Origin of the sequence: Eudoraea algarum, assembly GCF_050589645.1 — a bacterium.
In the GTDB taxonomy this organism is placed as follows: domain Bacteria; phylum Bacteroidota; class Bacteroidia; order Flavobacteriales; family Flavobacteriaceae; genus JBNGOQ01.
This window is the reverse complement of the sequence record NZ_JBNGOQ010000001.1, coordinates 238,331-262,355: the sequence shown is the minus strand read 5'-3', so window position 1 is coordinate 262,355 and position 24,025 is coordinate 238,331. Positions and strand designations below refer to the sequence as shown.

Sequence of the window (24,025 nt, the reverse complement as noted above, 5' to 3'; positions counted from 1 at the left end):
AAAAAACCCATTATGAAAAAAATTGTGTATTTCTTCGTCACAGCCATCGTCCTTTCCTCCTGTGGAAGCAGCGATCAAAAATCTGTGGACAGCCTTATTACGGAGGGCAACCTTGAGGCGTTGAGGGAAAAAAAGGCTGAGATTTCAGAAAGGCAAAAAGTGCTCGAAAATGAAATCAGATTATTGGATTCGGTCATCAGTTCAAAGGACAAGAACAAAAAATTGCCCTTGGTCAGCACCATCGAGGCAAAGACCCAGAAGTTTAACCATTACCTGGAACTGCAAGGCGATGTAATGACCAAGCAGAACGTGCTCATCTATCCGGAAATGGCGGGAACGCTCTTGCGCGTTTATGTTACGGAAGGGCAAAGCGTACGAAAAGGACAGCTTTTGGCGAGCATTGACGATGGCGGAATGACCAGTCAGTTACAACAGTTGAAGACCCAGGCCGCCCTGGCAAAGACCACTTTTGAACGTCAAAAAAGATTATGGGAACAAAAAATAGGCTCAGAAATCCAGTACCTACAGGCCAAGGCAGACTATGAAGCTCAGGGCAATACCGTAAAACAATTACAGAGCCAATTGGCCAAGTCGTCCATTAGAGCCCCTTTCTCAGGAATTATCGATGACGTCATAAAGGATCAGGGTACCGTGGTATCACCAGGGCCCGGTTCTGAAGTTTTCAGGATTGTAAACCTGTCCAACATGTATATTGATGTGGAGGTGCCGGAAAGCTACCTGGGCAGTGTTACCAAAGATCGGGAAGTAAAGGTCTATTTTCCGGTATTGGGCGATAGTGTTACCACCAAGATTCGAGAAACCGGGAACTTTATCAATCCTAGCAACCGTTCCTTTCGGGTAGAAATTCCGGTTCCCAATACCAAGGGCCAAATCAAACCCAATCTGACCGCCAAAGTGCAGATCAACGATTATACCAAGGAAGCCGCCATTCTTATCCCGCAAAGCGTAATTTCTGAAAATGCGGAGGGCGAGCAATACGTCTACGTGGTCAGTGATGAAAGCGAAGAGGCCATTGCCACTGCTACCAAGAGCATTATCACCACGGGGAAAACACAGGGCGATATTGTTGAGGTACTTACGGGTATTGAAAATGGTGACAACATCATTACCGAGGGTGCAAGAAGTGTAAAGGACGGGCAAGAAGTCAAAATTATAAAAGGATAGGCTATGAGCAAGCAAGAGAAAAACGCCAATAAGGAATTTCGACTGTCCTCATGGGCCATTGATAATCCTTCGGTCATTTATGTGATGATCGGTATCTTCTTTTTGGTAGGGTTGTCTTCCTACTTTTCCATGCCACGGGAAGATTTTCCAGAGGTTAAGGAGACCAAAATCTACATCAGCACCCTTTATCCCGGGAACACCGCGGAGGATATAGAACGATTGATCACCGACCCCCTGGAGGACAAGCTCAAGAACGTGAGCAACCTCGTAGAGATTACCTCTACCTCCCAGGAAGATTACTCCATGATCATCGTGGAGTTCGATGAGGATGTTACGGTCGAAGGTGCCAAGCAGAAGGTAAAGGACGAGGTAGATAGCGAAAAGGCTGGGGAGGACTGGCCCATTTTCAACGGCGCAAAGGTAGAGCCCAATGTGTTCGATCTTAACCTGTCCGAGTCCTTTCCCATTATGAACGTGAACCTTACCGGTGATTATCCGGTGGAACGGTTGAAGGAGTTCGGTGAATATCTCGAAGATGAAATTGAGGATCTGCCACAGATAAAGGAAGTGGACATTCGCGGGGCACAGGAAAAGGAAGTGGAAGTGGCGGTGGACATTTATCAGATGATGGCGGCCAAGGTGAGTTTTGAGGATGTCATCAGTGCCATCAACAATGGTAACACTACCATTTCGGCGGGCAACCTGATTACCAGCGGACAAAGAAGGACCATCCGTATCCTTGGGGAAATACAAGACCCCAAAGAACTGCAGGACTTTGTGGTGAAGTCCGAAGACGGGGCGGTCTACCTAAAGGACATCGCCCAGGTCTCCTTCAAGGAAGAGGACAAGACCACCTATGCCCGGGAAAAGGGTCAAAGTGTGGTAATGCTCGATATTAAAAAGCGCTCCGGCAAGAACATGATCGAGGCCGCCGACCAGATTCGGGCCATCGTAGCGGATGCCAAGGCCAACTATTTCCCGCAAGACCTTGCCATTACCATTGCCAACGATTCCTCTAGCCGAACGTTGAACCAAGTGGACGACCTAGTGAACAATATCATTTTTGGGATTATTCTGGTGGTCACGGTCCTCATGTTTTTCCTAGGCTTTAGAAATGCCTTGTTTGTGGGCTTCGCCATTCCCATGTCCATGTTCATGTCATTTATGATCATTTCCGCCATAGGTTATACCCTGAACACCATGATCCTTTTTGGATTGATCATGGGGCTGGGCATGCTGGTAGACAACGGGGTTGTGGTGGTAGAAAACGTATATCGATTGATGGAGAAAGAAGGCATGTCCCGTAAGGAGGCCACCAAAAAAGGGATTGGCGAAATCGCGTTCCCGATCATTATTTCCACGGCCACCACAGTGGCAGCCTTTGTGCCCTTGGGCCTATGGCCGGGAATCATGGGCGAGTTCATGAAGTTCTTCCCCATTACACTCTCCATTGTTTTGGGATCCTCCCTCTTTGTGGCCATCTTTATGAATTCCATGTTGGTTTCCAGTTTTATGGAACTGGGCGAAAAGGTATTGACCCTAAAACAATTGCTCCGCATAACGGCGCTGTTGGGAGGTTTCGGAATCTTTATCATGATTGTAGGGGGAGCCATGCGCGGTTTGGGGACCTTGATGCTTCTGGTGGCCGCTATGTTCTGGGTATACAAGTACCTACTGAAAAAATGGGCGTTGCGATTCCAAAAAAACACACTGGTCCGATTTGAGAACTGGTACGAAAGACGCATACAACATGCGCTCCGAGGTAGAAATGTCTACTGGTATTTTGGGGTAACCGTGCTGTTATTGATAAGTGCTTTTATGTTCTTTGGGATGTCTTTGGCGAGCCAACGCACCAAGGTGGAGTTTTTCCCTGACAATACCCCTAACGAGGTGTATGTCTACATAGAATATCCTCAGGGAACGGCCATTGAAAAGACGAACGGGATTACCAAGGACATCGAAAAAAGGGTATATGCCATAGCCGATGCAGAACCCTATCTCAGTGGAGACCATAATTTCTTGGTAGAATCCAGTGTTTCCCAGGTAGGGAAAGGTGCCGAGAATCCCTTTACCGAAGGTGGTTCCGCGGCCGAAATGCCCCATAGGGGCAAGATTACCATCTCTATGCGGGAGTATAAATATCGCGACGGGATGGATACGGAACTTTTGCGCAAGGAAATCCAGGATGGCCTTAAGGGCATTTATCCCGGTGTAGAGGTTTCCGTGGAAAAGGATGCCGTAGGACCTCCTGCGGGCTATCCCATAAACATTGAAATAGAGGGCAAAGACTATGACACCCTGATCAATACGGCGGAACGTATGCGCAACTTCCTTAACAGCAAGAGCATTGCCGGTATCGAGGAATTGAAGATCGATGTCAACAAAGGGAAACCCAGTATGCAAGTGGTAGTCGACCGTAAAAAAGCCGGAGAACTCGGCGTGGCCGTGGGCCAGGTAGGCCAACAATTACGACGTGCACTTTTCGGGGACAAGGCCGGTATTTACAAAAAGGACGGGGAGGACTACGATATCAATGTGCGGTTCAATGAAGATCTACGCTACAATACAAGTGCTCTATTCAACCAGAATATTATTTTCAGGGACCAAGCCTCAGGCCAGATCAAGGAAATTCCGGTTTCGGCGGTGGCTACCCAGCGCAATACCTCTTCCTTTAGCGCGATCAAACATAAGGATACCAAACGTGTGGTTACCGTGTATTCCGGACTGCAGCCCGGATTTACCGATGCCGGTGCCATCGTGGCCGAGATCCAAAAGGAAATGGAAGAATTCAAAGGTCTGCCGCAAGGGGTTAAGATCGACTATACCGGCCAGATTGAGGAACAGAACAAACAGATGCAGTTCCTAATGGGCGCATTCTTTGCGGGACTGGGCCTCATTATGTTGATCTTGATCTTCCAGTTTGGGGGCATCTCCAAACCCGCCATTATTATGATGGCCATTTTCCTGAGTTTTATCGGGGTCTTTGGTGGATTGATCCTTACCGGCTGGCCCTTTGTCATCATGATGACCATGATGGGTATCATTTCCTTGGCGGGAATCGTGGTGAACAACGGAGTGGTGCTGCTGGATTATACACAGATTTTGATCGACCGTAAAAAGGTGGCCCTGGGGATGTCCGATGATGAATTATTGTCCAGGGAACAGGTCACGGAGGTCATCGTTAAAAGTGGAAAGGCCAGGTTGCGTCCGGTAATCCTTACCGCCATTACCACGGTTTTAGGGCTTATCCCGCTGGCCATTGGTCTAAACATCGATTTCTTTTCGCTCTTCTCCCAATTTGATCCCAAGGTTTATATCGGGGGCGATAATGTGATTTTTTGGGGACCCCTGGCCTGGACCGTGATATTCGGGCTGATCGTAGCCACCTTTTTGACCTTAATCATTGTTCCCGTGCTGTTCAATATCGTATACCGATTAAAACTTCGTATCCGGGGTAGCCGAAAAGGTGATAAGCAAACAAAAAAGGTCATTGATATAGCGGCTTAGTCCTGATTGATAGCACCGTAGCCAAGGAAGAGGTTGTTTGAAAAGTATTAAAAAACAAAGTTGTCACATCGAGCGCCCGCCTCCCCAAGTCTCGTACGGAGGGCAGGCAGTCGAGATGTCTTAAAATTAAGACCCTACAAAGTTCTCGACAGCCTGCCTGCCTCGGGCACGGCGCTCGAACAGACATCTAAGTACTTTTCGAAGAGTCTCATATTTTTTTGTCCCAAGACGGGCTCGCTAGTTTACCACGACGCGTTTGGCCTTCTCCTTGGTAACGACCGCTGCAATTTTGCTGTCGGTATAGTTCACTTCCTTTAGGATATCCCCTTGCCAAAAAAGCCATTTGCCGGTACGCTTGCCTTGGATGTACTTACCCATAGCTATTTTTTTGCCCTCGGCATTGTACATTTTCCATTTTCCATGCAACTTTCCGTTTAGGAAGTATCCGGTTTGGGCCACATTTCCATTTTCATGAAAATAGGTCGCCCTGATGTTATCCCCTTCCTTCTGGAACTGGGGTGCTATGTTCTGTGCATTTAGTCCTATGGAAAGCAGCCCTAGGGCCAAAATTGCGAAAGTCTTCATATAATCTGAGGTTTAAATTTTTATACATACATAACATTAACGTAACAAATATAGGTTTATTCTGTTAAATTTTAATGTTTAAGCAACATTTAATTTACATTAAATTTACATTAATCTTGTAATACGCTGTTTAGCAATGTCTTACATTTTTTGGATAAATTCTATCCCTCTGCATTATAATCCAATAATCCGTAGGAGCTTACTTTGGTCCTTACAAAACATTCGACGTAAAGGCGAAGGGCTGGGGAAAATTATACACAGAACCTGTGTGCTTTCATGAAATGAACCCCTTGTAAAACAAGAAACCCCGCTCTAGAGCGGGGTTTACACTATCTTCAACAACTGTTATTGTTGTACCTCGAAGGGAGGGATCGGAAATTCAATATGGACAATGTCTCCCGCCCGGTCAATGGGCAAAAAGGTACTGTTTAGTCTGTCATAACGCCGTAAATCGAACATGGCATGGCCTTCGGCCCACAGCGAATACGATCGATTATAAAGCATCTCATCTATTAAATCGGGCTCCGCAACCGCCCCGGCATAATCCGCAAGGCCATAGGCGTTCCTGATGACGTTTAATGCGGTTACAGCATCCGCCAGATTACCTTCCTGGATATTGGCTTCGGCATAAATGAGCACCAATTCCTCATTTCGGATATGATCAATTGGGGAAGTCGCGCTCTCGTACAGTGCAATTTCATGGGTGCCATTTAAACCGTCCCTTGCCACAGGATCGTCCCTAAGCCTAAATTTATTGATGCGCGTGTCCCCGGCCTGAATGTCGGTGATAAATCTATTATGGACAACATATTGATCGCCGCTCTGCTGGGGGGCCTTAAAGATAGGGTTCAGCAGTTCGGTTCCCCCTTGGGCATAAACCCGTTTGGGTCCTACCGTAAGGTCTCCGCCCAGGTCGAGAAAAGAAGCGTTCACCGCCGCCAGCGCGCCTGCATAGTCTTCCTGGTTCACAGCAACCTTGGCTGCAACCGCCCTATTAAATAGTGCAAAGGTCGCAGGGGTATTAAAGCCATCGAAGCCAGAGGAAAATGCAAAGGAAAACTCTGCGGTTTGCAAGGCCGTGAAACCTTGGTCCAAAAGATCTCTTAATTCCTGAAAGCCCGCATCCCTGCTTACGAACGGGCCTAGGTTATCGGGATCCGATATATCGATCCGTACGCCGTTGCTGCCCAGCAGGTTGAGTACATCCAAGAGCATTAACGCCCTAAAGGTCAATGCTACGCCCCGATACCCATTTTTCTTGGCATCGGAAACAGGAGAATCGGCCAGTGCATCTAGAATAAAATCGGTGTTCTTCACCGCTTGATATCGGGCAAATATAACACCGGTCAGTTGGGGTTCCGAACCTGTTAGCACAGCCCCGTCCTTCCCAATCAGTGTGGCCGTAGTGGTAGGGTCCGAAGCATTAAAATCGTACAACTCCCTGGCAATGGATCCCGTGGCCGTAATAAATCCGCCTTGTTGATTTATTGCCCTGGACTCCAGTCCCTGAACCAAAAAGTTCAATGTTTCTTCCGTGGGATTGCTCGTTACACTGTCAACGCCTGGTTGGTTGGGGTCGGTGACCTCATCCAAGGAACACGAGAACAGCAGTAGTGTTATCCCAAATAGTTTTAAACTCTTAATAGTTTTCATAGTCTCTTATTTACTAAATCTTAAAACGTTAATGCTAAATGAAAGTAATACTGTTTCGCGCTTGGAAACGGTGCTACTTCAATGCCTTGTGATAGCCCCGATGGGCCAAAAGCAGAAGTTTCCGGGTCATATCCGGTATAATCCGTAATGGTTACCAGGTTCTTGCCTGAAACCCCTATTCTCGCTTTTTCGAACAATTTGGTCGTTATGGGCAAGGTGTAGTATAGGCCTACCTCGCGAAGGCGAATATAGGACCCATCCTCGATGTACCCCGCGGCACCGCTCGTTGAAAATCTGGGATTTGCGATGATATCGGGGTCATCCAAGTCTGGCGTTACGCCTCCAAAATCGGATAAGAGCTTGGTCAAGTTAAGGACATCGCCCCCTTCTTTCCAATGCCATAAAAAGGTGAGATCAAAATCCTTGAACAGTTTGATCTGATTGAACCAGCTCATTTCAAAGTCGGGCGCGGCATCACCAATTATCGTGGTCACCCCATTGATATTGGCAGCCAGTGAGGTAGCCGTTTCCCCTTCTCGGATAAAGGCACTACCAAAGGTAAGGCTGAATCCTTCCCCTGAGGGCTGAAATTCCCCGACGCCCAAACGATCAACATCTGCTGTATTCTTCCAGAGGTTCACTGTCGTATTCCAATTCACTTTGGAATTGTTTATCGGATTGGCGTTCAGGCCAATTTCAAATCCCTTGTTGCTCAAATCGAAATCGTTTCGAATGGTATTGGCAAAACCGGAGGAAAGCGGTATGGATGAAAACGGATAGATCAGATTCTTAACATCCCTAATGTACCCGGTCAGTTCCAGCCCTATCCTACCGTTGAGAAAGCCAAAATCGGCACCAAACTCGATTTCCTGCGAGGTCTCCGGTTCAAGATTGGGGTCTCCCAATTGCGCCGATTGGTTGTTTTGCGCTACTGTCGGTAAAGCCAGGCCGGGGACACCTCCAATAGATGTCGGGCCCAAGGGTGTATATAACGACCCAAAGCGTGCGCTGCTTCCGGTCTCCCCGTAGGCGACCCTCAGCTTAAATTGATTAACCGCATCCACGTTCCAAAAATCAAAATTGGCCACATTCACGGCCAGGGAGGCCCTTGGAAAGGCAAAGAACTTATTGGGATCTCCGTTCAGGTTCGATTTATCGAAACGGACCCCTGCGGTAGCAATGATCTTGTCATCCCAGTTAACCGTACTCTGACCGATGATTCCGAATTCCTCTTCCTCCGTCAAACGCTGGAATACGGCAAAGGAATTTCCTTGAGCCAAATTCGTTTGGGTAGGAAACAATTGGGTCGTCTGGTTGATGACCGCATCGCTTTCAAAATTTAGATAGGAGATACCGAACTGTCCATTGATACTGATATCGCTTTCCGTGGTATAATCGATCACTCCGAACATATTATAGTTGAGCTGCAGGGAATTGGTGTTCCCCGCACTCACAAAACCATTGGTCGTGGCGCGCTGTGTTTGCTGGAACTCAGGAATGTATACAAAGGTTTTGGCCTGAAAATAATCCAAGCCCCCATTGGCTGTAAACCGCACTTGAAGATTGTCCTCGGTAATGGCCTTGTACTCCAGGTTGACCCCTTGTATATATCTGTTGATGTCCTCATAATTGTCAATGACATCCCTGTTTAGGATAATATTGGTCGCGGCGAATCGCCCATCCGGATACACCCCATTTTCATCTGGAAATAGATTTTCCCAATCGGCAGTAACCAAGGCCAAGTTATACCCCACACTAAAACCACCGTTGTTTTCATTACCAACAGGGCCCCTGTCCGCTCGACTGTTTACATAACTTGAGGAAAGGCCTGCCTTGAATCTTTCATTAAAGCGATGGTCCAAATTCAATCGCAAGGAATTACGTTCGTAACCTGTTCTTTGCATTATGCCATCTTCATCACGACGGCTTGCATTAAAATAAAAGGTAGTCTTATCGTTTCCTCCGGATACGGATATCCTACTGTCAATAATCAGTCCTTCTTCTCCGTAAAGTTCTTCTTCATAATTGAACAACTGTCCGCTCGCCACGGCCTGCTCAAAAATGGGCACTTCCGCAGCACCGAAGGTCGAGGCCACGGTGGCCGAGGTAAATTGCCTTCTTCCGGCGAAGTTTTGAATGGTATTAAAGCCCACATCCTGCTCAAATTTAACGGAAGTCTTACCGGCCGAACCTCTTTTGGTGGTGATAATCACAACACCTGCATTGGCCCGGGTTCCATAGATAGCGGCCGCTGAGGCACCCTTAAGTACTTCTATACTTTCAATATCCTCCGGATTGATATCGGAAACCCTGTTAGAGCCTCCTTCTTCCCTTCCCGCATTGGCACCAGAGGCCACGGAAGATCCATTAGCCAACTGAATGTTGCTTATATAGACCCCGTCTACTATGAAGAGCGGTTGATTGTTCCCCGATAAGGAGGAGATGCCCCGTAATCTAACAGCCGTTTGTCCACCAGGTGCTCCTCCGGCAGAATTGATATTAACACCCGTAAGCTTTCCGTACAAGGCCCCATCCAGGGTGGCTCCCGTTGTAGCACCCGTTAGGGATTCGCTGTCAATAGTGGAAATGTTGTTGGCCAGGTTAGATCGTTTGATACTCGACACCAAGCCTGTAACCACCACTTCGTCCAGGTTGGTTACATCCACTTTCATTTGAATATTCCCGGCATCCGCCGCGTTTATCTCCACGGTGGAATACCCAACAAAGGAGAAAACAAGAGTGGCACCGTCCGGTACCTCTAGGGAATATTCCCCATCAAAATCCGTAAGTGTTCCAATAGTGGACCCCTTAACTGTTACCGATACCCCGAACAGCGGTTCCCCACTACTCGAGTCTGTTACATTTCCGCTGACTGTCACCTGGGAATACGCATACCCCGAGAATGTTAGGCACAACAGCAGAAACATACTTTTGAATAAAGTCTGTCTCATTTTTTTGTGTAATTAGAATTAGCTATGTAATCCTTCAAATCAATGAAGAATTTACTCAATTTATGATTTTTTTTTAATTTCCCTAACATTTCGTTAACAAAATTGCATTTCTTATTTTTAAAAATCCTCTTTATTATTTTTAGCCGTTGCGAGCTTATCTTCTTAACTTTGCGCCCAATATTTGTGAATAGCCAAAATGTACAGAAGCCATAACTGTGGTGAATTGAGATCATCGCACATTAAGCGGGAAGCTACCCTCTCCGGATGGGTGCAAAAGACAAGGGACAAAGGTTTTGTAATCTGGGTAGATCTGCGGGATCGGTACGGAATCACCCAATTGATCTTTGACGAAGAACGCAGTTCCGGTGACCTCTTGGAAAAGGCCAGATCATTGGGTCGTGAATTCGTTATCCAAGTAACCGGCACTGTTATTGAAAGGGCTTCCAAAAACAAGAACATCCCTACGGGAGACATTGAACTCTTGGTTTCCGAATTGCAGGTGCTTAACGAGGCGCTCTTGCCCCCCTTCACCATAGAGGACCGGACCGATGGTGGGGAAGACATACGCATGAAGTACAGGTACCTGGATATTCGAAGAAATCCGGTGAAGGACAAGCTCATTTTTAGGCACAAGGTGGCCATGGAGGTCCGTAAACACCTTTCCAACCAGGGCTTTATTGAGATAGAGACCCCATACTTAATAAAATCCACTCCCGAGGGAGCACGCGATTTTGTGGTGCCCAGTAGAATGAACGAGGGGCAGTTCTACGCCCTGCCACAGTCGCCCCAAACCTTCAAGCAACTGCTGATGGTGGGGGGAATGGACAGATATTTCCAGATCGTAAAATGTTTTAGGGACGAGGACCTACGGGCCGATAGGCAACCCGAGTTTACCCAGATCGACTGTGAAATGGCCTTTGTGGAACAAGAGGATATCCTAAATGCCTTTGAAGGGCTCACCAAGCATTTGCTGAAAGAAATCAATGGGGTCGATACGGGGGATTTTCCCAGAATGACCTATGATGAGGCCATGGAGCGCTTTGGGAATGACAAGCCGGATATCCGTTTTGGTATGGAGTTCGGCGAGCTCAACGCCCAGGCCCAGCACAGGGATTTCAATGTCTTTAACACCGCCGAGCTGGTAGTGGGCATCGCCGTTCCCGATGGGGCATCCTATACCCGAAAGGAATTGGACGCCCTGGTAGATTGGGTACGACGACCTCAGGTGGGGGCCAAGGGCATGGTCTACGTAAAGTGCAATCCCGATGGCAGCTATAAATCTACTGTGGACAAATTCTACAAGCAGGAAGATTTAGCACAGTGGGCCAAAACAACCGGGGCCAAACCCGGGGATCTAATCTGTGTGCTTTCTGGAGATATCCATGCAACCCGGGCCCAGTTGAGCGCCCTGCGAATGGAAATGGCGGCACGTCTTGGTTTGCGGAAACCCAATGAATTTGCCCCCCTGTGGGTACTTGATTTTCCCTTATTGGAACGGGACGAGGAAACCGGAAACTATCACGCCATGCACCATCCTTTTACTTCGCCCAAACCTGGGCAACTGGAGCTTTTGGAGACCGATCCCGGAGCCGTAAGGGCCAATGCCTATGACCTGGTACTGAACGGAAACGAGATAGGCGGTGGATCTATCCGTATCCACGATAAGGAGACCCAGGCCACCATGTTCAAACATTTGGGCTTTACGCCAGCCGAGGCAAGGGCCCAGTTTGGCTTTTTAATGGATGCCTTTCAGTATGGTGCACCACCCCATGGGGGGATAGCCTTTGGCCTAGATCGCCTGGTCGCCATTTTAGGCGGACAAGAAACGATCCGCGATTTTATAGCGTTTCCCAAAAACAACAGCGGCCGTGATGTCATGATCGATGCCCCGGCACCCTTGGATGAAACCCAGTTAAAAGAACTAAACCTAAGATTGGATATAAAAGCTTAAGACCCTTATCCCATTTTGTGGCGGGTTTTTTAATACTTTTAGGCAGATAAGAACAGCCAATGCCAACCCAAAGGAAGCGTATACTTACCAGTTTTTTGAAATGGCGGTATAAACATATCTCCAACAAAACCTTTACCCACATCCTTAGTGTTGCCGTGGGCCTCTTGGCCGGTTTGGCATCAGTATCCCTAAAGAACCTTACCTATTTTATACACTCCCAAGCGGAAAAGGGTGCCGTTTTTTCGAACAACCAACTGTACTTTGTGCTGCCTATCGTAGGGCTAACCCTGGTCTACCTTTACGTAAAGTATGTCCATAAAAAACCTTTGGAGCATGCGGTGTCGTCCATCCTGTTTTCGATGTCGAGAAAAAAAAGCATCATCGCCCCAAACAGGATATATACCTCTTTGATTACCGCTCCCCTCACTGTAGGTTTTGGAGGTTCGGTAGGGTTGTTAGGGCCTGCGGTAGCTTCAGGGGCCGCCATAAGTTCCAATGTCGGCCGGCTCTTCCATATGAATCCAAAGACGCGTTCCCTCCTGATCGCCTGTGCTTCCGCAGGGGCCATAGCCTCCATTTTCCAATCCCCTATCGCCGCCATTATTTTTGCTGTGGAGGTCTTTAGCTTAGACCTGACCCTGATGTCCCTATTGCCCTTGTTGCTGGCCTCAATTTCCGGGGTGCTTACCTCCTATTTTTTTTTAGGGAACGAAGTACTTTTTAGTTTTACGCTTTCGGATGATTTTGAGATCAAGGACACCCTGTTCTATATGCTATTGGGTGTGGGTACGGCCATAGCCTCAATTTATTTCACCAAGATGTATTTTGGCATTCTGAACTTCTTTAAACGATTTAAGAGTCCCAAGTACAAACTGCTGGTGGGCGGCCTCGCTATAGGGGGCATGCTCTACGCCATTCCCCCGCTTTACGGCGAGGGCTTTAGTTTTATTAATCTCCTTTTGGAAGGGAACCATATCCAAGCCCTGGGAAAGACCCCTTTTGATGCCTATACGGATAATATATGGGTAGTGGTGGCCTTGCTCTTTGGAATTACCCTTTTCAAGGCCGTGGCCATGACGACCACCTTTGCTGCCGGAGGCGCGGGCGGAATCTTTATTCCTACCATGGTCATGGGAAGTGCGCTGGGCAATGCAGTGGCCAAGGTAATCAACAATCTGGGAATGGGATTCAGTGTCTCCGAAAGTAATTTTACGCTCATTGGCATGGCCGGGCTGATTGCCGGTGTAATCCACGCACCGCTCACGGCCATCTTCCTGATTGCGGAAATCACCGGAGGCTACGAACTTTTTGTGCCCCTCATGATTACCGCCGCCATCTCCTTCCTCATTACCAGAAATGCCATTAATTATACCATATATACCCGTGAATTGGCGCAGATTGGCGCATTGATCACCCACAATAAGGACCAGACCGTACTTACTTTGATGCAACTGGACGACGTGGTGGAGAAAAATTTTAAGCCTGTGCGGCCAGATATGTCATTAGGTGAAATGTTACATGGCACTGTGGCAAAATCTGCCCGTAATATATTCCCTGTAATCGATGATAAAAAAGCCTTGGTAGGCATTGTTCTCCTCGATGACGTTCGGGAATTTATGTTCGATACCTCCTTATACGAAAACACCAAAGTGGAAACCTTTATGCATAGCGCGCCAGAGTACATTTTCTACGAGACCGACAGCATGCAACAGGTTATGCGGAAATTTCAGGACAGTGGCGCCTGGAACCTCCCGGTTATCAAGGACGAAAAATATTATGGTTTTGTCTCAAAATCAAAGTTATTGACCGCGTATCGCCGGGAGTTGATTAATTTTACAAAATAATCCCCGCTATGAAAACAAAACATATTATTCTCTTCATCGTGCTGCTCTCCCTTGGTGCTATCGTATACGGGTTCACCATAAAGGGCGAGGCCCCTGCGCTGGCCAATAAATGTATCGGTTTCGGCACTGTTGGGCTCTTTCTCATCGCAATGCCCATGTTCTTGATCAAGGAGAGCAAGGGCAAGAAGGTAAAGGATTATATGCTCACCGATGAGAACATAAAAAAAATGCGCGCCGGGAAAACCAAGAAGTCCAAAAAACAATAATTGGCCTAAGATTTAATCCTGGATTAGGGGGAAGTCTTGCCAAAAAAAAATTATTTTAGTATTTTAAACACTTATTTTTAACTTTTATTTGAATGACTGGAACTGTAAAATTTTTCAATGAATCCAAAGGATACGGATTCATTACAAACGATGACACCGGAAAAGACATCTTTGTTCATGCCACGGCCCTAAACGGTGTGGAACTGAACGAAGGAGACAAAGTAGAATACCAGGAGGAGGAAGGAAGAAAGGGAATGGTTGCTGCACAAGTGCAAGTAATCTCGTAAAAACATTTTATTTTGATTGGCGTATGACCCTGACAAGACCGTCAGGGTTTTTTTTTGCTCAGTTCAAATTTCGTTTTTGAATAAAAAACCGTTTTAGGACTTCCGAGCTTTCTGTTTCCAGTACCCCTCCGATAATCTGGGTTTTTGGATGTAGTTTGGTGCCCAGGGTACCGCAACCCCTTTCCGGATCCTTTGCCCCATACACAATTTTGGATATCTGGCTCCAATACAGGGCGCCGGCACACATCTGGCAGGGTTCCAGCGTCACGTAGAGCGTGCAGTTAAGGAGGTACTTCCCACCCAAAAAATTGGCCGCTGCGGTAATGGCCTGCATTTCTGCATGGGCCGTAACATCGTTTAGACGCTCTGTAAGGTTGTGAGCCCTGGCAATGATCCGGTTTTCCACAACAACTACCGCGCCAATGGGGACTTCTCCCAGATCAAAGGCCGTCTCCGCTTCTTGCAGCGCCTTTTTCATAAAGTATGCGTCATCCAATTTTAGGTCCATAGGGCCAAAAATACAATTTTAGATAGAACCCCTAGGGTCAAAAAAAATTGAAATTAATGTACATTTGTCCCCTACGATGACACTATTGGATAAAATTGATACCCTGGCCGACCTCCGTCAGCTTCAACCTGGCGAACTTCCCAATCTTGCCCGGGAGCTGCGCAATTTTATTATTGATATCATTGCCGTTAAAGAAGGGCATTTAGGTGCCAGCCTTGGTGTGGTGGAGTTGACCATTGCCCTCCACTACGTTTTTAATACCCCGGAGGACAAGCTCATATGGGATGTAGGTCACCAGGCCTATGGCCATAAAATATTGACCGGCAGAAAATCGATCTTTGACACCAACAGACAATTGGGCGGAATCAGTGGCTTTCCCAAACGCAGTGAAAGCACCTATGATGACTTTGGTACGGGCCACAGTTCCACTTCCATTTCGGCCATTTTGGGTATGGCGATTTCCTCGCAGCTCAAGGGTATCCATGACCGGCAGCATATTGCGGTAATTGGTGATGCCTCTATTGCCAGTGGCATGGCGTTCGAAGGGTTGAACCACGCCGGTGTCACGGACACCAATGTCCTAATCGTCCTGAACGACAATGCCATTGGGATCGATCCCAGTGTAGGGGCCTTAAAAAAATACCTTACCAACGTGAAAAAAGGTACCGCCAAGGACGAAAATATTTTTGAATGCCTCAATTTTGATTATACCGGCCCCATCGATGGCCATGACGTTGACGTTTTACTGAAGGAGTTGAAGCGGTTGAAGCGGGTCAAGGGCCCTAAATTTTTGCATGTCATCACCACCAAGGGCAAGGGCCTACAAAAGGCCGAAGAAAATCAGGTAATCTACCATGCCCCTGGGAAATTTGATAAACAGACCGGAGACCTCCTCCCTAAATCACAAAAAGAGCAGCCGCCCAAATATCAGGATGTCTTTGGACATACCCTGGTGGAACTCGCCAAGCGCAATGAAAAGATTGTGGGGATTACCCCCGCTATGCCTACAGGGAGTTCCTTAAAATATATGATGGCTGAGATTCCGGACCGCGCCTTTGACGTTGGCATTGCGGAACAGCATGCGGTAACCATGGCCGCCGGAATGGCCGTAGAAGGTATGATTCCTTTTTGCAATATTTACTCCACCTTTTTACAACGTGCCTACGATCAGCTTATCCACGATGTGGCCCTGCAGGATTTACCCGTCATTTTTTGTCTGGACCGTTCCGGATTGGTGGGACAGGACGGGGCCACCCACCACGGCGTGTTTGATCTCGCCTATTTACGGTGTATCCCCAACCTCATCATTTTTGCGCCCATGAACGAGATGGAGTTGAGGAATATCATGTACACGGCCCAATTGGGGCTCCCACATCCCATCGCCATAAGATATCCGAGGGGCAGGGGTACAACCCTTAATTGGAGACGCCCGTTTGAGCGTATCCCCCTAGGGAGCTCGCAGGAACTAAAAAGGGGTACCAGAATAGCGGTATTGTCCGTGGGCGATATTGGCAATACCATTACAAAGCTTCTCCAAGAGTTGGACCGTCCGGAAGACGTGGGCCACTACAATATGCGTTTTGTAAAACCGCTGGACAGTGAACGGTTGACCGAGGTTTTTACCTCTTATGAACACCTTATTACCCTGGAAAACGGTTGTAAGATGGGCGGATTTGGTAGTGCTGTGCTCGAATGGGCAAATGAAAAGGGCTTTGACCAAAAGCTTAAGATCTTTGCCATAACGGATACCTTTATCACTCATGGAACCATAGCGGAGCTTCATGAACAGGCCCAAATAGACCTTTTAACGATAAAGCAATATATAAACCGTATTTGCAATGCCCAGTAGCATCTATACAAAAGCCCTAGTTTCCTTTCTTCTCAGTTTTGCGTTTAACCCCTTGTTTGCCCAAGACAGTATTCCCCCGCAACAAGCGGTGGATTCCTTGGTTATTGACACCATCGTTATACGCACGCCCCAGTCGAAGATCAAAAACATTCCAAGAGGGGTAGTCCTAACCAATCCCTTTATTTCATTCAAGACCACCAAACCCCTTACCCAGCGTTTTAAACGGTTTAAATTTCCCTCTTTTTGGGTAAAGGAAAACAAATTGGGACTCAACCTCAGCGAGGTGGCCTTTGTAAACTGGAACGCTGGAGGCAACAATTCCATTTCGGGTCTGGGAAATGCAAAATTCGTGCGCAATTACAAGTTTAGGTACGTCCAATGGGACAACGATCTGGACCTGAGGTACGGTCTTAACGCACAGGAAGGTCGCAAGCTTCAAAAAACGGACGATGCTATACGTTTGAGTTCCACTTTTGGCTACCGAAGGGATACCATCACCAATTGGTATTATTCGGTCAAGGCCAATTTTAACACGCAATTTGACAAAGGTTTTCAGGATGCGGACAGGACCAATCTAATCTCAAACTTTATGGCGCCCGGTTATCTGTTTTTGGGAGCGGGGACCTCCTATATCCCAGAGGGCAAAAAGTTTAACCTATATATTTCTCCCATCACGCAAAAAGCCACTTTTGTCCTTGATCAGGATTTGGCCGATCAAGGAGCTTTTGGGGTCGAAAAAGCAGTGTTGGATGCGGAAGGGAACGTGCTACAGGAGGGAAAAAACGTATTTATGGAATTTGGTTTTCTCATCACCAATACCTGGGAAAAGCAAGTCTACAAAAATATGGTCATTAACCATAGGCTAAGTTTGTACACAGACTATCTACGGAGTTTCGGAAACATAGATGTGAACTGGGAGCTTCTGTTGAACTTAACTGTAAATGAATATGTGAATGCCAGTATTGGCACCCACATAATTTTTGACGACGATATCCGATCCGATGAGGAAACAGCGGTAGACGGCACGGTTATAAATCCTGGAACACCAAGAATTCAGTTTAAGCAAATATTGGGCGTAGGCCTCTCCTATAGTTTTTAAAGCTGCCCTCCCATAATCTTGTTGTGCATGTGCACCGCCGTACTGTCCGATAGGCTGGCCACATAACAGCAGCAGCTGAGTAATATGTGGTAGAGCGATACGTCTGTGCGCTTATAGGATGACGGCAAGGTTTGAATGATCAGCCGGTCGTAGTTCGACGCTTTTTCCTCCTGCTTCCTTACCAAGGCCCCCGTATAAACTTCCAGCAGGTCTGAGATGATCTTATAGCCGGCTATTTCTTTTTCGATTACTTCCTGGGACTTATAGATTTTCGCTACGCTTATTTGAATGATGTCCTCGATCTGTGCTCGGTATTTGCTCTTGTCCAGAAGAGACACCTCAAAACTCCCGTCCAGTAACGCTTCCTCGTTCTCCATAAAGATGTCCACGGCATCGCGGATCAAGGTATTTATCGCCAGGGCCCTTAAATAACTCAGGCGGTCTTCCATATGGACCATGGCGTTGTACTTTTTGGTGTTGATACTGTCCTTTACCAATTTTATGAAATACTCCAAGGCGAAATCTTCGGAGATCAGGCCCAGGTTGATCCCGTCCTCAAAATCGATGATCGTGTAGCAAATATCGTCTGCCGCTTCCACCAGATAGGTAAGCGGGTGCCGGTAAAAACCGATATCGCTACCCGAACCTTTCTGTACCAGGCCCAGTTCGGATGCAACGCTCGCAAAAAAATCCTTTTCCGATTGAAAAAATCCAAACTTCTTGTCGGAAATATGGCGGGTGGGTTTCTTGGGCAGGGACTCTTTTGGGTACTTCATAAACGCCCCTAAGGTGGCGTAGCTCAAGCGGAGTCCGCCTTGAACCCCTTCTTTGGACGCGGACAGCAACCTAAAACCATTGGCATTGCCTTCAAAATCAATGATGTCCTGAAATTCTTTTTTGGTAAGGGCCGACTGATATATTTTCCCGTTTCCCGTTTTAAAATATTCGCCTATGGCCTTTTCCCCACTATGTCCAAAAGGTGGGTTTCCAATATCATGGGCCAGCGCTGCCGCGGCAACAATGGCTCCAAAATCATTGAACCGGTACCCGTGTACCTCCTGTAGGTGTGGATGCTTTTTAAGTAATTCCCTTCCTGCGATCCTGCCAAGACTTCGCCCTACCACCGATACTTCCAAGCTATGCGTAAGGCGGGTATGTACAAAATCGGTCTTGGAGAGTGGTATTACCTGGGTCTTGTCCTGCAGACTCCTAAAAGCGGAAGAAAATATGACACGATCATAATCCACTTCAAATCCCAAACGGGTCTCATCCTGTTCCTTTCGCAATCGTTTATGGGTATCCCCATACCGTCTTAATGAGAGTAATTGTTCCCAATTCATAAAGCATCAAATATGGCGCAAGATACATTTTTTCACCACGACCATGCACATGAAAAAAGGGAGTTTCAATACACGGGGAAAACGTATTTGATAACCATTTTGTTACCTATTTTTAACTTGCCAATAACCTTAACTTTACAATGCTAAGTTTTCTTTGCACAAGAAAACACACCGATATCAAATGAAGGCTATTTTTACCTTTTGCGCTTTATTCCTTACCACTTTTCTATGTGCACAGCAGCAAGGATCCATTACCGGTAGGGTATTGGATAAGGAAATGAACAATGAACCCTTATTGTTTGCCAACATCACGGTAAAGAACACCACTAAGCGCACCCAAACCAATTTCCACGGTAATTTTGAGTTTTCCGATATGGATACGGGTACGTATGTCCTGCTTATAAGCTATCCAGGTTATGCCCCCCTGGAAGTGCCTGTTACCGTGAAAGAAAATGAAGTTACGGAAATCCATAAAGGTCTTGGCGCCCTTTCTATAAGCATGGAAGGTATTGGCTTGTCAACAGATGCGGAAACCGGGGGTCAAACCAGCGGGCTTGTCAGCACAAAATTTAAAGGTCAAAAATAACACGAGCTCTAAAGCTCGGGTCGTTGAACTATAATTTTACGAGCGATTAAAAAAAGAGCGCTGCAACTATCTGCAGCGCTCTTTTTTACGTTCTTATCCGCAGATCAATCTTTGATCACAATCCCGGATTTGCTTTCTTTATTGACCACACCAGCAATAGCATTGTTATTATATTCCACTTCTTTAACGATGCCATCGGTCCAAAAAAACCATTTGCCGGTTTTAACCCCATTTTCATAGGAGCCCATGGCAATTTTTTCACCCTTTTCATTAAAGCTGGCCCATTCCCCGTGCAATTTGCGCGCTAAGTTAAAGGTGCCTTTCTGACTTATCTCTCCATTTTCGTGATAATAGGTTGCTTCTATCAAATTCGTGTCTTCATTCAAAACGAGCGTTTTTTCCTTTTGGGCAAATGACGTTGCCGAAATAAGGAGAACCGCCCAAAAAAGGAGCGTTTTTTTCATGTTCCATTGATTTAATACGTAAGCCATAGGTTAAATATACAAACTACTTAATAGTTTGGCAACATCCACATAACTTTAAATTAACATTAAAATTGTCTGACTGTGATGATATCCTTGTTCCTCAGTTCAAAAAAATGTTAAAGTTTAATATAGACATAATCTTAAGCTTACACAAAATTCATTTTTCTGCACGACCTTTGAATTTATCTTAAGATAAAAAAGGATTTCATTATACGTATTGGTTTTTGTCGACTATATGTTTGAAGTCTAATAGCTACCCCTGGCCAAGGTAGCTTTTTTTTTGTTTGTAATATTGTTTAACAGATAACGTTCGGGAAACATTAACTTAACATTAATTTTGGTTCTTTGTCGGCGACAAAAACTAATACTTAATGAAGACCAAAGTGTTAACCGTTGGGTTACTACTGTTCACATTTTTTACATTGCGTTCGCAAGAACCTAACGCTCCCGCCTTCGGAAAAGGACTTTTCAACTTGGTGGGCAAAGACAGTACCTGGAGTATGAAAATTGCCACACGAATGCAATTTTTGGCCATAGCAAATTGGGATGAAGGACCGGATGGCGGTTTAATAAATCCGGAGTCCAATTTTTTAGTGCGCAGGGCCCGATTAAAATTTGACGGATTTGCCTACACTCCAAAACTTAAATACAAATTGGAACTGGGACTGTCCAACAGGGATATTTCCGGAGCCTCCGAATTTACCAATAACGCCCCCAGGTATATTTTGGATGCCGTGGTGATGTGGAATTTTTATGAAAATTTTGAGCTTTGGGTAGGTCAGACCAAACTGCCTGGCAATATAGAACGGGTTATATCTTCCGGAAACCTGCAACAGGTAGACCGTTCCCTAGTGAACAGTAGATTTAACATAGACCGTGACCAGGGCCTACAGTTGCGGCACCATTTTAAGTTATCCAAAGATTTTATGGTCCGGGAAAAGCTGGCCGTTTCCCAGGGAGAAGGCAGAAATATTACCAGTGGCAATCTGGGGGGTTACCAGTATACTGCACGGTTGGAGTTTCTCCCCTTTGGTGCGTTTCGGAAAAAGGGAGATTATAGTGGCAGTGATCTTCAAAGGGAAGAAAAGCCTAAATTGATGCTCGCCGCTACCTATGACCTCAACCAAGATGCTGTAAAGACTAGAAGTAATCTGGGCACTTTTATGGCCAATGATACGGGTTTTTATGAAACCAACATCTCTACCGTCTTTGTGGATGCCATGTTTAAGTACAACGGCTTTTCATTCATGGGGGAATATGCCTATAGGGACGCAGACGACCCCATCGCCAAAAACTCGGATGGTACTGAAACCGGAGACGTGGTGCTGGTGGGCAATGGCCTTAACTTGCAGGCGGGTTATTTGTTCAAAAGCAATTGGGAGGTGTCTGGACGATACACGGATATACAATTGGACGAAGCCATTACTGGCAGCAATCCTGAAAGCCAGTATACCTTGGGCCTTTCAAAATATATTGTAGGGCATAAATTAAAGATACAAACAGATATCAGTTATCTTAGTGTGGACAACGGCACTAATGGATTGATGTACAGATTACAGTTCGATGTTCATTTCTAAACCAAAAAACAAGATTCCACATAGGATGGCAAACCAGCCTTCCACAGGAAACTAGCCAACCAGAAACTAATTGATCATGGAAAATATTTACATCTTAATGTTAGCGGCCCTTGCCATTTTAGCCATTGCCGATCTGGTGGTGGGCGTAAGCAATGATGCCGTAAACTTTCTTAACTCTGCCATTGGCTCCAAAGCCATTTCCTTTAGGACAATGATGATTGTGGCGAGTCTGGGCATTGGGCTCGGTGCCGTTTTTTCAAGTGGTTTGATGGAGGTAGCCCGAAAGGGGATTTTTGTACCCGGCGAATTTTACTTTGACGAAATCATGATCATTTTTATGGCGGTGATGATTACGGATATCCTGCTGCTCGACTTTTTTAACACGCTGGGAATGCCTACTTCAACAACCGTATCCATCGTCTTCGAATTACTGGGCGCAGCGGTGGCAATGGCCCTGATCAAAATTGGGGCCGACAATGGCTCCATCTCGGAGCTTACCAATTACATCAATACAACAAAAGCGACCGAGATCATTTTGGGGATTCTACTCTCCGTAGTAGTGGCCTTTACAGTGGGCGCAATAGTGCAATATGTTTCCCGGGTGCTGCTATCTTTTAATTTTGAACGAAAAGCCAAATGGGTAGGCGCCGTTTTTGGAGGTGTTGCCTTGGCAGCGATTACCTATTTCATTTTTATCAAAGGATTAAAAGGAACAGATTATTATGCCCAGATCAAACCGTTGATCGAGGGTAAAACTTTGCTCATCGTCCTAGTGAGCTTTGTCATTTGGACCTTGCTTTCCTATATGGTGGTTACCTTGCTGAAAAAGAACATTTACAAGCTGATCATTGCCGTGGGCACCTTTGCCCTGGCATTGGCCTTCGCAGGAAACGACCTGGTAAATTTCATAGGCGTGCCCATAGCTGCCTGGCAGTCGTATGAGGCCTGGGCGGCCTCTGGCGTCCCTGCCACCGAATTTGCTATGGACGTATTGGGCAAAAAAGTACCCACGCCTACACTGTTATTGCTCGTAGCGGGCTTGATCATGGTACTGACTTTATGGTTTTCCAGCAAGGCGAAAAGAGTGGTGAAGACCTCCATTGATTTGTCTAGCCAGGGAGAGACACAGGAACGATTTCAACCCAATTTTCTATCCCGGAACCTAGTACGGTTTTCCATGTTGATAGCTAAATACACCGCAACCGTAGTTCCTGCTTCGCTCCAAGGGAAAATAGAGCAGCAGTTTGTGAAGCCTGTTATTGAATTGCCCAAGGGCAAAACCCATGAACTACCTGCCTTTGACATGGTCCGCGCCGCGGTCAACCTTATGGTGGCCAGTGTGCTGATCTCCATTGCTACTTCAATGAAATTGCCTTTGTCCACCACCTATGTAACCTTTATGGTGGCCATGGGGACCTCCTTGGCCGATAGGGCCTGGGGCAGTGAAAGTGCGGTCTATAGGGTAGCCGGGGTGCTCAACGTAATAGGCGGTTGGTTTTTTACCGCCATTAGTGCTTTTATTGCAGCCGGCACCGTGGCTTATTTGATCCATTTGGGAGGTGCGTCCATGATTGCCGTACTCCTGTTATTGGCTGTTTTGTTGCTCGCAAGGAATTACATAAAACACACGAAAAAAACACGGGAAACAAGAGCGGAGGATAGCCTCAACAGGGCCGAAAGCAATTCGATCCAAGGCGTGATAGAGGAAAGCGCCGACAACATTTCCAAAGCCTTGAAAAGGGTGAGCAAAATAAACCAAACAACGATAAGCGGTTTAATTGACCAAGACCTGGATACGCTTAAAAAGGCAAAGAGCACCGTGGTCAAATTGGAAGTGGAAATAGAAGACCTTCAAAACGATATCTTCTATTTTATCAAAGATCTGGATGATTCGTATTTGGGTGCCAGCAAGTTTTATATTGATGTTATCGGAAGTTTACAGGACGTTGCGCAATCCTCTAGCCTGATAGCCAAGGTAAGCCACAAACATGTGAACAACAACCACAAGGCCCTAAAGAAAAAACAGGCCGAGGAGTTGTTGGATATCAATGATAAACTCATTAACCTCTTTGGACAAATGAGGGAAATTTTCGATTCCCGCACGTTTGATCGCATCGTTCCGGATATCATAGAACAGAAACAGACCTTGCTATCCAGTGTTGAGGACTCTATTCAAAAGCAGGTAGAACGCACTCGGACGGAGGAGTCCAGCCCTAAAAATGCCACCCTGTATTTTAGTATTTTATTGGAAACCAAGGATCTGATTCTGGCCAACATGAACATTTTGAACTTGTACCACGACGAGTACAGCCGCTCACAGATAGTTCAAGAAACTGAGGGTCAATAAGCGGC

The 24,025-nt window shown here is 46.4% G+C and carries 17 protein-coding genes; 11 read left to right on the top strand and 6 right to left on the bottom strand.

The window, feature by feature from the left end:
• Window positions 1–12: 12 nt before the first annotated feature.
• Both ACRD67_RS01150 and ACRD67_RS01145 read left to right on the top strand, forming a co-directional pair.
• Window positions 13–1,185 carry an efflux RND transporter periplasmic adaptor subunit gene (locus ACRD67_RS01150; protein WP_430965146.1) on the top strand — a complete coding sequence of 391 codons (1,173 nt, stop codon included), beginning with the start codon at window positions 13–15 and terminating at the stop codon, window positions 1,183–1,185.
• A gap of 3 nt (window positions 1,186–1,188) precedes the next feature.
• Window positions 1,189–4,692, top strand: coding sequence for an efflux RND transporter permease subunit (locus ACRD67_RS01145; RefSeq protein WP_430965144.1), 3,504 nt, complete (start codon window positions 1,189–1,191; stop codon window positions 4,690–4,692).
• A 237-nt stretch (window positions 4,693–4,929) separates the two neighbouring features.
• Here ACRD67_RS01145 and ACRD67_RS01140 read toward each other — a convergent pair whose 3' ends face one another.
• The 3 genes from ACRD67_RS01140 to ACRD67_RS01130 all read right to left on the bottom strand — a co-directional run bounded on the left by ACRD67_RS01140 (window position 4,930) and on the right by ACRD67_RS01130 (window position 9,881).
• Entirely contained in the window at window positions 4,930–5,277 is a 348-nt protein-coding gene (locus ACRD67_RS01140; RefSeq protein ID WP_430965143.1) for a toxin-antitoxin system YwqK family antitoxin, read from the bottom strand.
• A 345-nt stretch (window positions 5,278–5,622) separates the two neighbouring features.
• Window positions 5,623–6,930 (bottom strand): RagB/SusD family nutrient uptake outer membrane protein, encoded by a 1,308-nt coding sequence (locus tag ACRD67_RS01135; RefSeq protein WP_430965141.1) that lies wholly within the window; start codon window positions 6,928–6,930, stop codon window positions 5,623–5,625.
• A 20-nt stretch (window positions 6,931–6,950) separates the two neighbouring features.
• Entirely contained in the window at window positions 6,951–9,881 is a 2,931-nt protein-coding gene (locus ACRD67_RS01130; protein WP_430965139.1) for a SusC/RagA family TonB-linked outer membrane protein, read from the bottom strand.
• A 196-nt stretch (window positions 9,882–10,077) separates the two neighbouring features.
• On the opposite strand from ACRD67_RS01130, the gene aspS reads away from it, so the two are divergent.
• The 4 genes from aspS (at window position 10,078) to ACRD67_RS01110 (ending at window position 14,229) form a co-directional block, all read left to right on the top strand.
• The gene (aspS, locus tag ACRD67_RS01125; protein ID WP_430965137.1) at window positions 10,078–11,832 is read left to right on the top strand and encodes an aspartate--tRNA ligase; all 1,755 of its coding nucleotides are present in this window, start codon (window positions 10,078–10,080) and stop codon (window positions 11,830–11,832) included.
• A 59-nt stretch (window positions 11,833–11,891) separates the two neighbouring features.
• A complete protein-coding gene (locus ACRD67_RS01120) occupies window positions 11,892–13,676 on the top strand; it encodes a chloride channel protein (protein WP_430965136.1) in 1,785 nt (594 codons plus the stop codon).
• Window positions 13,677–13,684: 8 nt separating this feature from the next.
• Complete coding sequence (locus ACRD67_RS01115; protein WP_430965135.1) at window positions 13,685–13,942, top strand: hypothetical protein; 258 nt, start codon at window positions 13,685–13,687, stop codon at window positions 13,940–13,942.
• Between the two features lie 92 nt (window positions 13,943–14,034).
• The gene (locus ACRD67_RS01110; protein WP_430965133.1) at window positions 14,035–14,229 is read left to right on the top strand and encodes a cold-shock protein; all 195 of its coding nucleotides are present in this window, start codon (window positions 14,035–14,037) and stop codon (window positions 14,227–14,229) included.
• Window positions 14,230–14,287: 58 nt separating this feature from the next.
• Here ACRD67_RS01110 and ACRD67_RS01105 read toward each other — a convergent pair whose 3' ends face one another.
• Window positions 14,288–14,737: a nucleoside deaminase gene (locus ACRD67_RS01105; protein WP_430965131.1), complete on the bottom strand. Its 450-nt coding sequence runs from the start codon at window positions 14,735–14,737 to the stop codon at window positions 14,288–14,290.
• 76 nt (window positions 14,738–14,813) lie between these two features.
• Between ACRD67_RS01105 and ACRD67_RS01100 the strand changes: the two genes are divergently transcribed.
• Together ACRD67_RS01100 and ACRD67_RS01095 are read left to right on the top strand one after the other, a co-directional pair.
• Entirely contained in the window at window positions 14,814–16,586 is a 1,773-nt protein-coding gene (locus ACRD67_RS01100; protein ID WP_430965130.1) for a 1-deoxy-D-xylulose-5-phosphate synthase, read from the top strand.
• Window positions 16,576–17,685, top strand: a complete 1,110-nt coding sequence (locus tag ACRD67_RS01095; RefSeq protein ID WP_430965128.1) for a DUF3078 domain-containing protein — start codon at window positions 16,576–16,578, stop codon at window positions 17,683–17,685. The genes ACRD67_RS01100 and ACRD67_RS01095 overlap by 11 nt, the downstream gene beginning before the upstream one ends.
• Here ACRD67_RS01095 and dgt read toward each other — a convergent pair.
• Window positions 17,682–19,025, bottom strand: coding sequence for a dGTP triphosphohydrolase (dgt, locus tag ACRD67_RS01090; RefSeq protein WP_430965126.1), 1,344 nt, complete (start codon window positions 19,023–19,025; stop codon window positions 17,682–17,684). The genes ACRD67_RS01095 and dgt overlap by 4 nt on opposite strands.
• 181 nt (window positions 19,026–19,206) lie before the next feature.
• Here dgt and ACRD67_RS01085 point away from each other — a divergent pair, with 181 nt between their 5' ends.
• Entirely contained in the window at window positions 19,207–19,611 is a 405-nt protein-coding gene (locus tag ACRD67_RS01085; protein ID WP_430965124.1) for a carboxypeptidase-like regulatory domain-containing protein, read from the top strand.
• 104 nt (window positions 19,612–19,715) lie between these two features.
• Here ACRD67_RS01085 and ACRD67_RS01080 read toward each other — a convergent pair whose 3' ends face one another.
• Window positions 19,716–20,075: a toxin-antitoxin system YwqK family antitoxin gene (locus tag ACRD67_RS01080; protein ID WP_430965123.1), complete on the bottom strand. Its 360-nt coding sequence runs from the start codon at window positions 20,073–20,075 to the stop codon at window positions 19,716–19,718.
• Between the two features lie 392 nt (window positions 20,076–20,467).
• On the opposite strand from ACRD67_RS01080, the gene ACRD67_RS01075 reads away from it, so the two are divergent.
• Together ACRD67_RS01075 and ACRD67_RS01070 are read left to right on the top strand one after the other, a co-directional pair.
• Complete coding sequence (locus ACRD67_RS01075; RefSeq protein ID WP_430965121.1) at window positions 20,468–21,673, top strand: porin; 1,206 nt, start codon at window positions 20,468–20,470, stop codon at window positions 21,671–21,673.
• A 76-nt stretch (window positions 21,674–21,749) separates the two neighbouring features.
• Window positions 21,750–24,020: an inorganic phosphate transporter gene (locus ACRD67_RS01070; protein ID WP_430965120.1), complete on the top strand. Its 2,271-nt coding sequence runs from the start codon at window positions 21,750–21,752 to the stop codon at window positions 24,018–24,020.
• Window positions 24,021–24,025 lie beyond the last annotated feature (5 nt).

Bases quoted from the DNA above. Each gene is read 5' to 3' on its own strand.
- ACRD67_RS01150 (WP_430965146.1), top strand. From the start codon at position 13: ATGAAAAAAATTGTGTATTTCTTCGTCACAGCCATCGTCCTTTCCTCC.
- ACRD67_RS01145 (WP_430965144.1), top strand. From the start codon at position 1,189: ATGAGCAAGCAAGAGAAAAACGCCAATAAGGAATTTCGACTGTCCTCA.
- ACRD67_RS01140 (WP_430965143.1), bottom strand. From the start codon at position 5,277: ATGAAGACTTTCGCAATTTTGGCCCTAGGGCTGCTTTCCATAGGACTA.
- ACRD67_RS01135 (WP_430965141.1), bottom strand. From the start codon at position 6,930: ATGAAAACTATTAAGAGTTTAAAACTATTTGGGATAACACTACTGCTG.
- ACRD67_RS01130 (WP_430965139.1), bottom strand. From the start codon at position 9,881: ATGAGACAGACTTTATTCAAAAGTATGTTTCTGCTGTTGTGCCTAACA.
- aspS (WP_430965137.1), top strand. From the start codon at position 10,078: ATGTACAGAAGCCATAACTGTGGTGAATTGAGATCATCGCACATTAAG.
- ACRD67_RS01120 (WP_430965136.1), top strand. From the start codon at position 11,892: ATGCCAACCCAAAGGAAGCGTATACTTACCAGTTTTTTGAAATGGCGG.
- ACRD67_RS01115 (WP_430965135.1), top strand. From the start codon at position 13,685: ATGAAAACAAAACATATTATTCTCTTCATCGTGCTGCTCTCCCTTGGT.
- ACRD67_RS01110 (WP_430965133.1), top strand. From the start codon at position 14,035: ATGACTGGAACTGTAAAATTTTTCAATGAATCCAAAGGATACGGATTC.
- ACRD67_RS01105 (WP_430965131.1), bottom strand. From the start codon at position 14,737: ATGGACCTAAAATTGGATGACGCATACTTTATGAAAAAGGCGCTGCAA.
- ACRD67_RS01100 (WP_430965130.1), top strand. From the start codon at position 14,814: ATGACACTATTGGATAAAATTGATACCCTGGCCGACCTCCGTCAGCTT.
- ACRD67_RS01095 (WP_430965128.1), top strand. From the start codon at position 16,576: ATGCCCAGTAGCATCTATACAAAAGCCCTAGTTTCCTTTCTTCTCAGT.
- dgt (WP_430965126.1), bottom strand. From the start codon at position 19,025: ATGAATTGGGAACAATTACTCTCATTAAGACGGTATGGGGATACCCAT.
- ACRD67_RS01085 (WP_430965124.1), top strand. From the start codon at position 19,207: ATGAAGGCTATTTTTACCTTTTGCGCTTTATTCCTTACCACTTTTCTA.
- ACRD67_RS01080 (WP_430965123.1), bottom strand. From the start codon at position 20,075: ATGAAAAAAACGCTCCTTTTTTGGGCGGTTCTCCTTATTTCGGCAACG.
- ACRD67_RS01075 (WP_430965121.1), top strand. From the start codon at position 20,468: ATGAAGACCAAAGTGTTAACCGTTGGGTTACTACTGTTCACATTTTTT.
- ACRD67_RS01070 (WP_430965120.1), top strand. From the start codon at position 21,750: ATGGAAAATATTTACATCTTAATGTTAGCGGCCCTTGCCATTTTAGCC.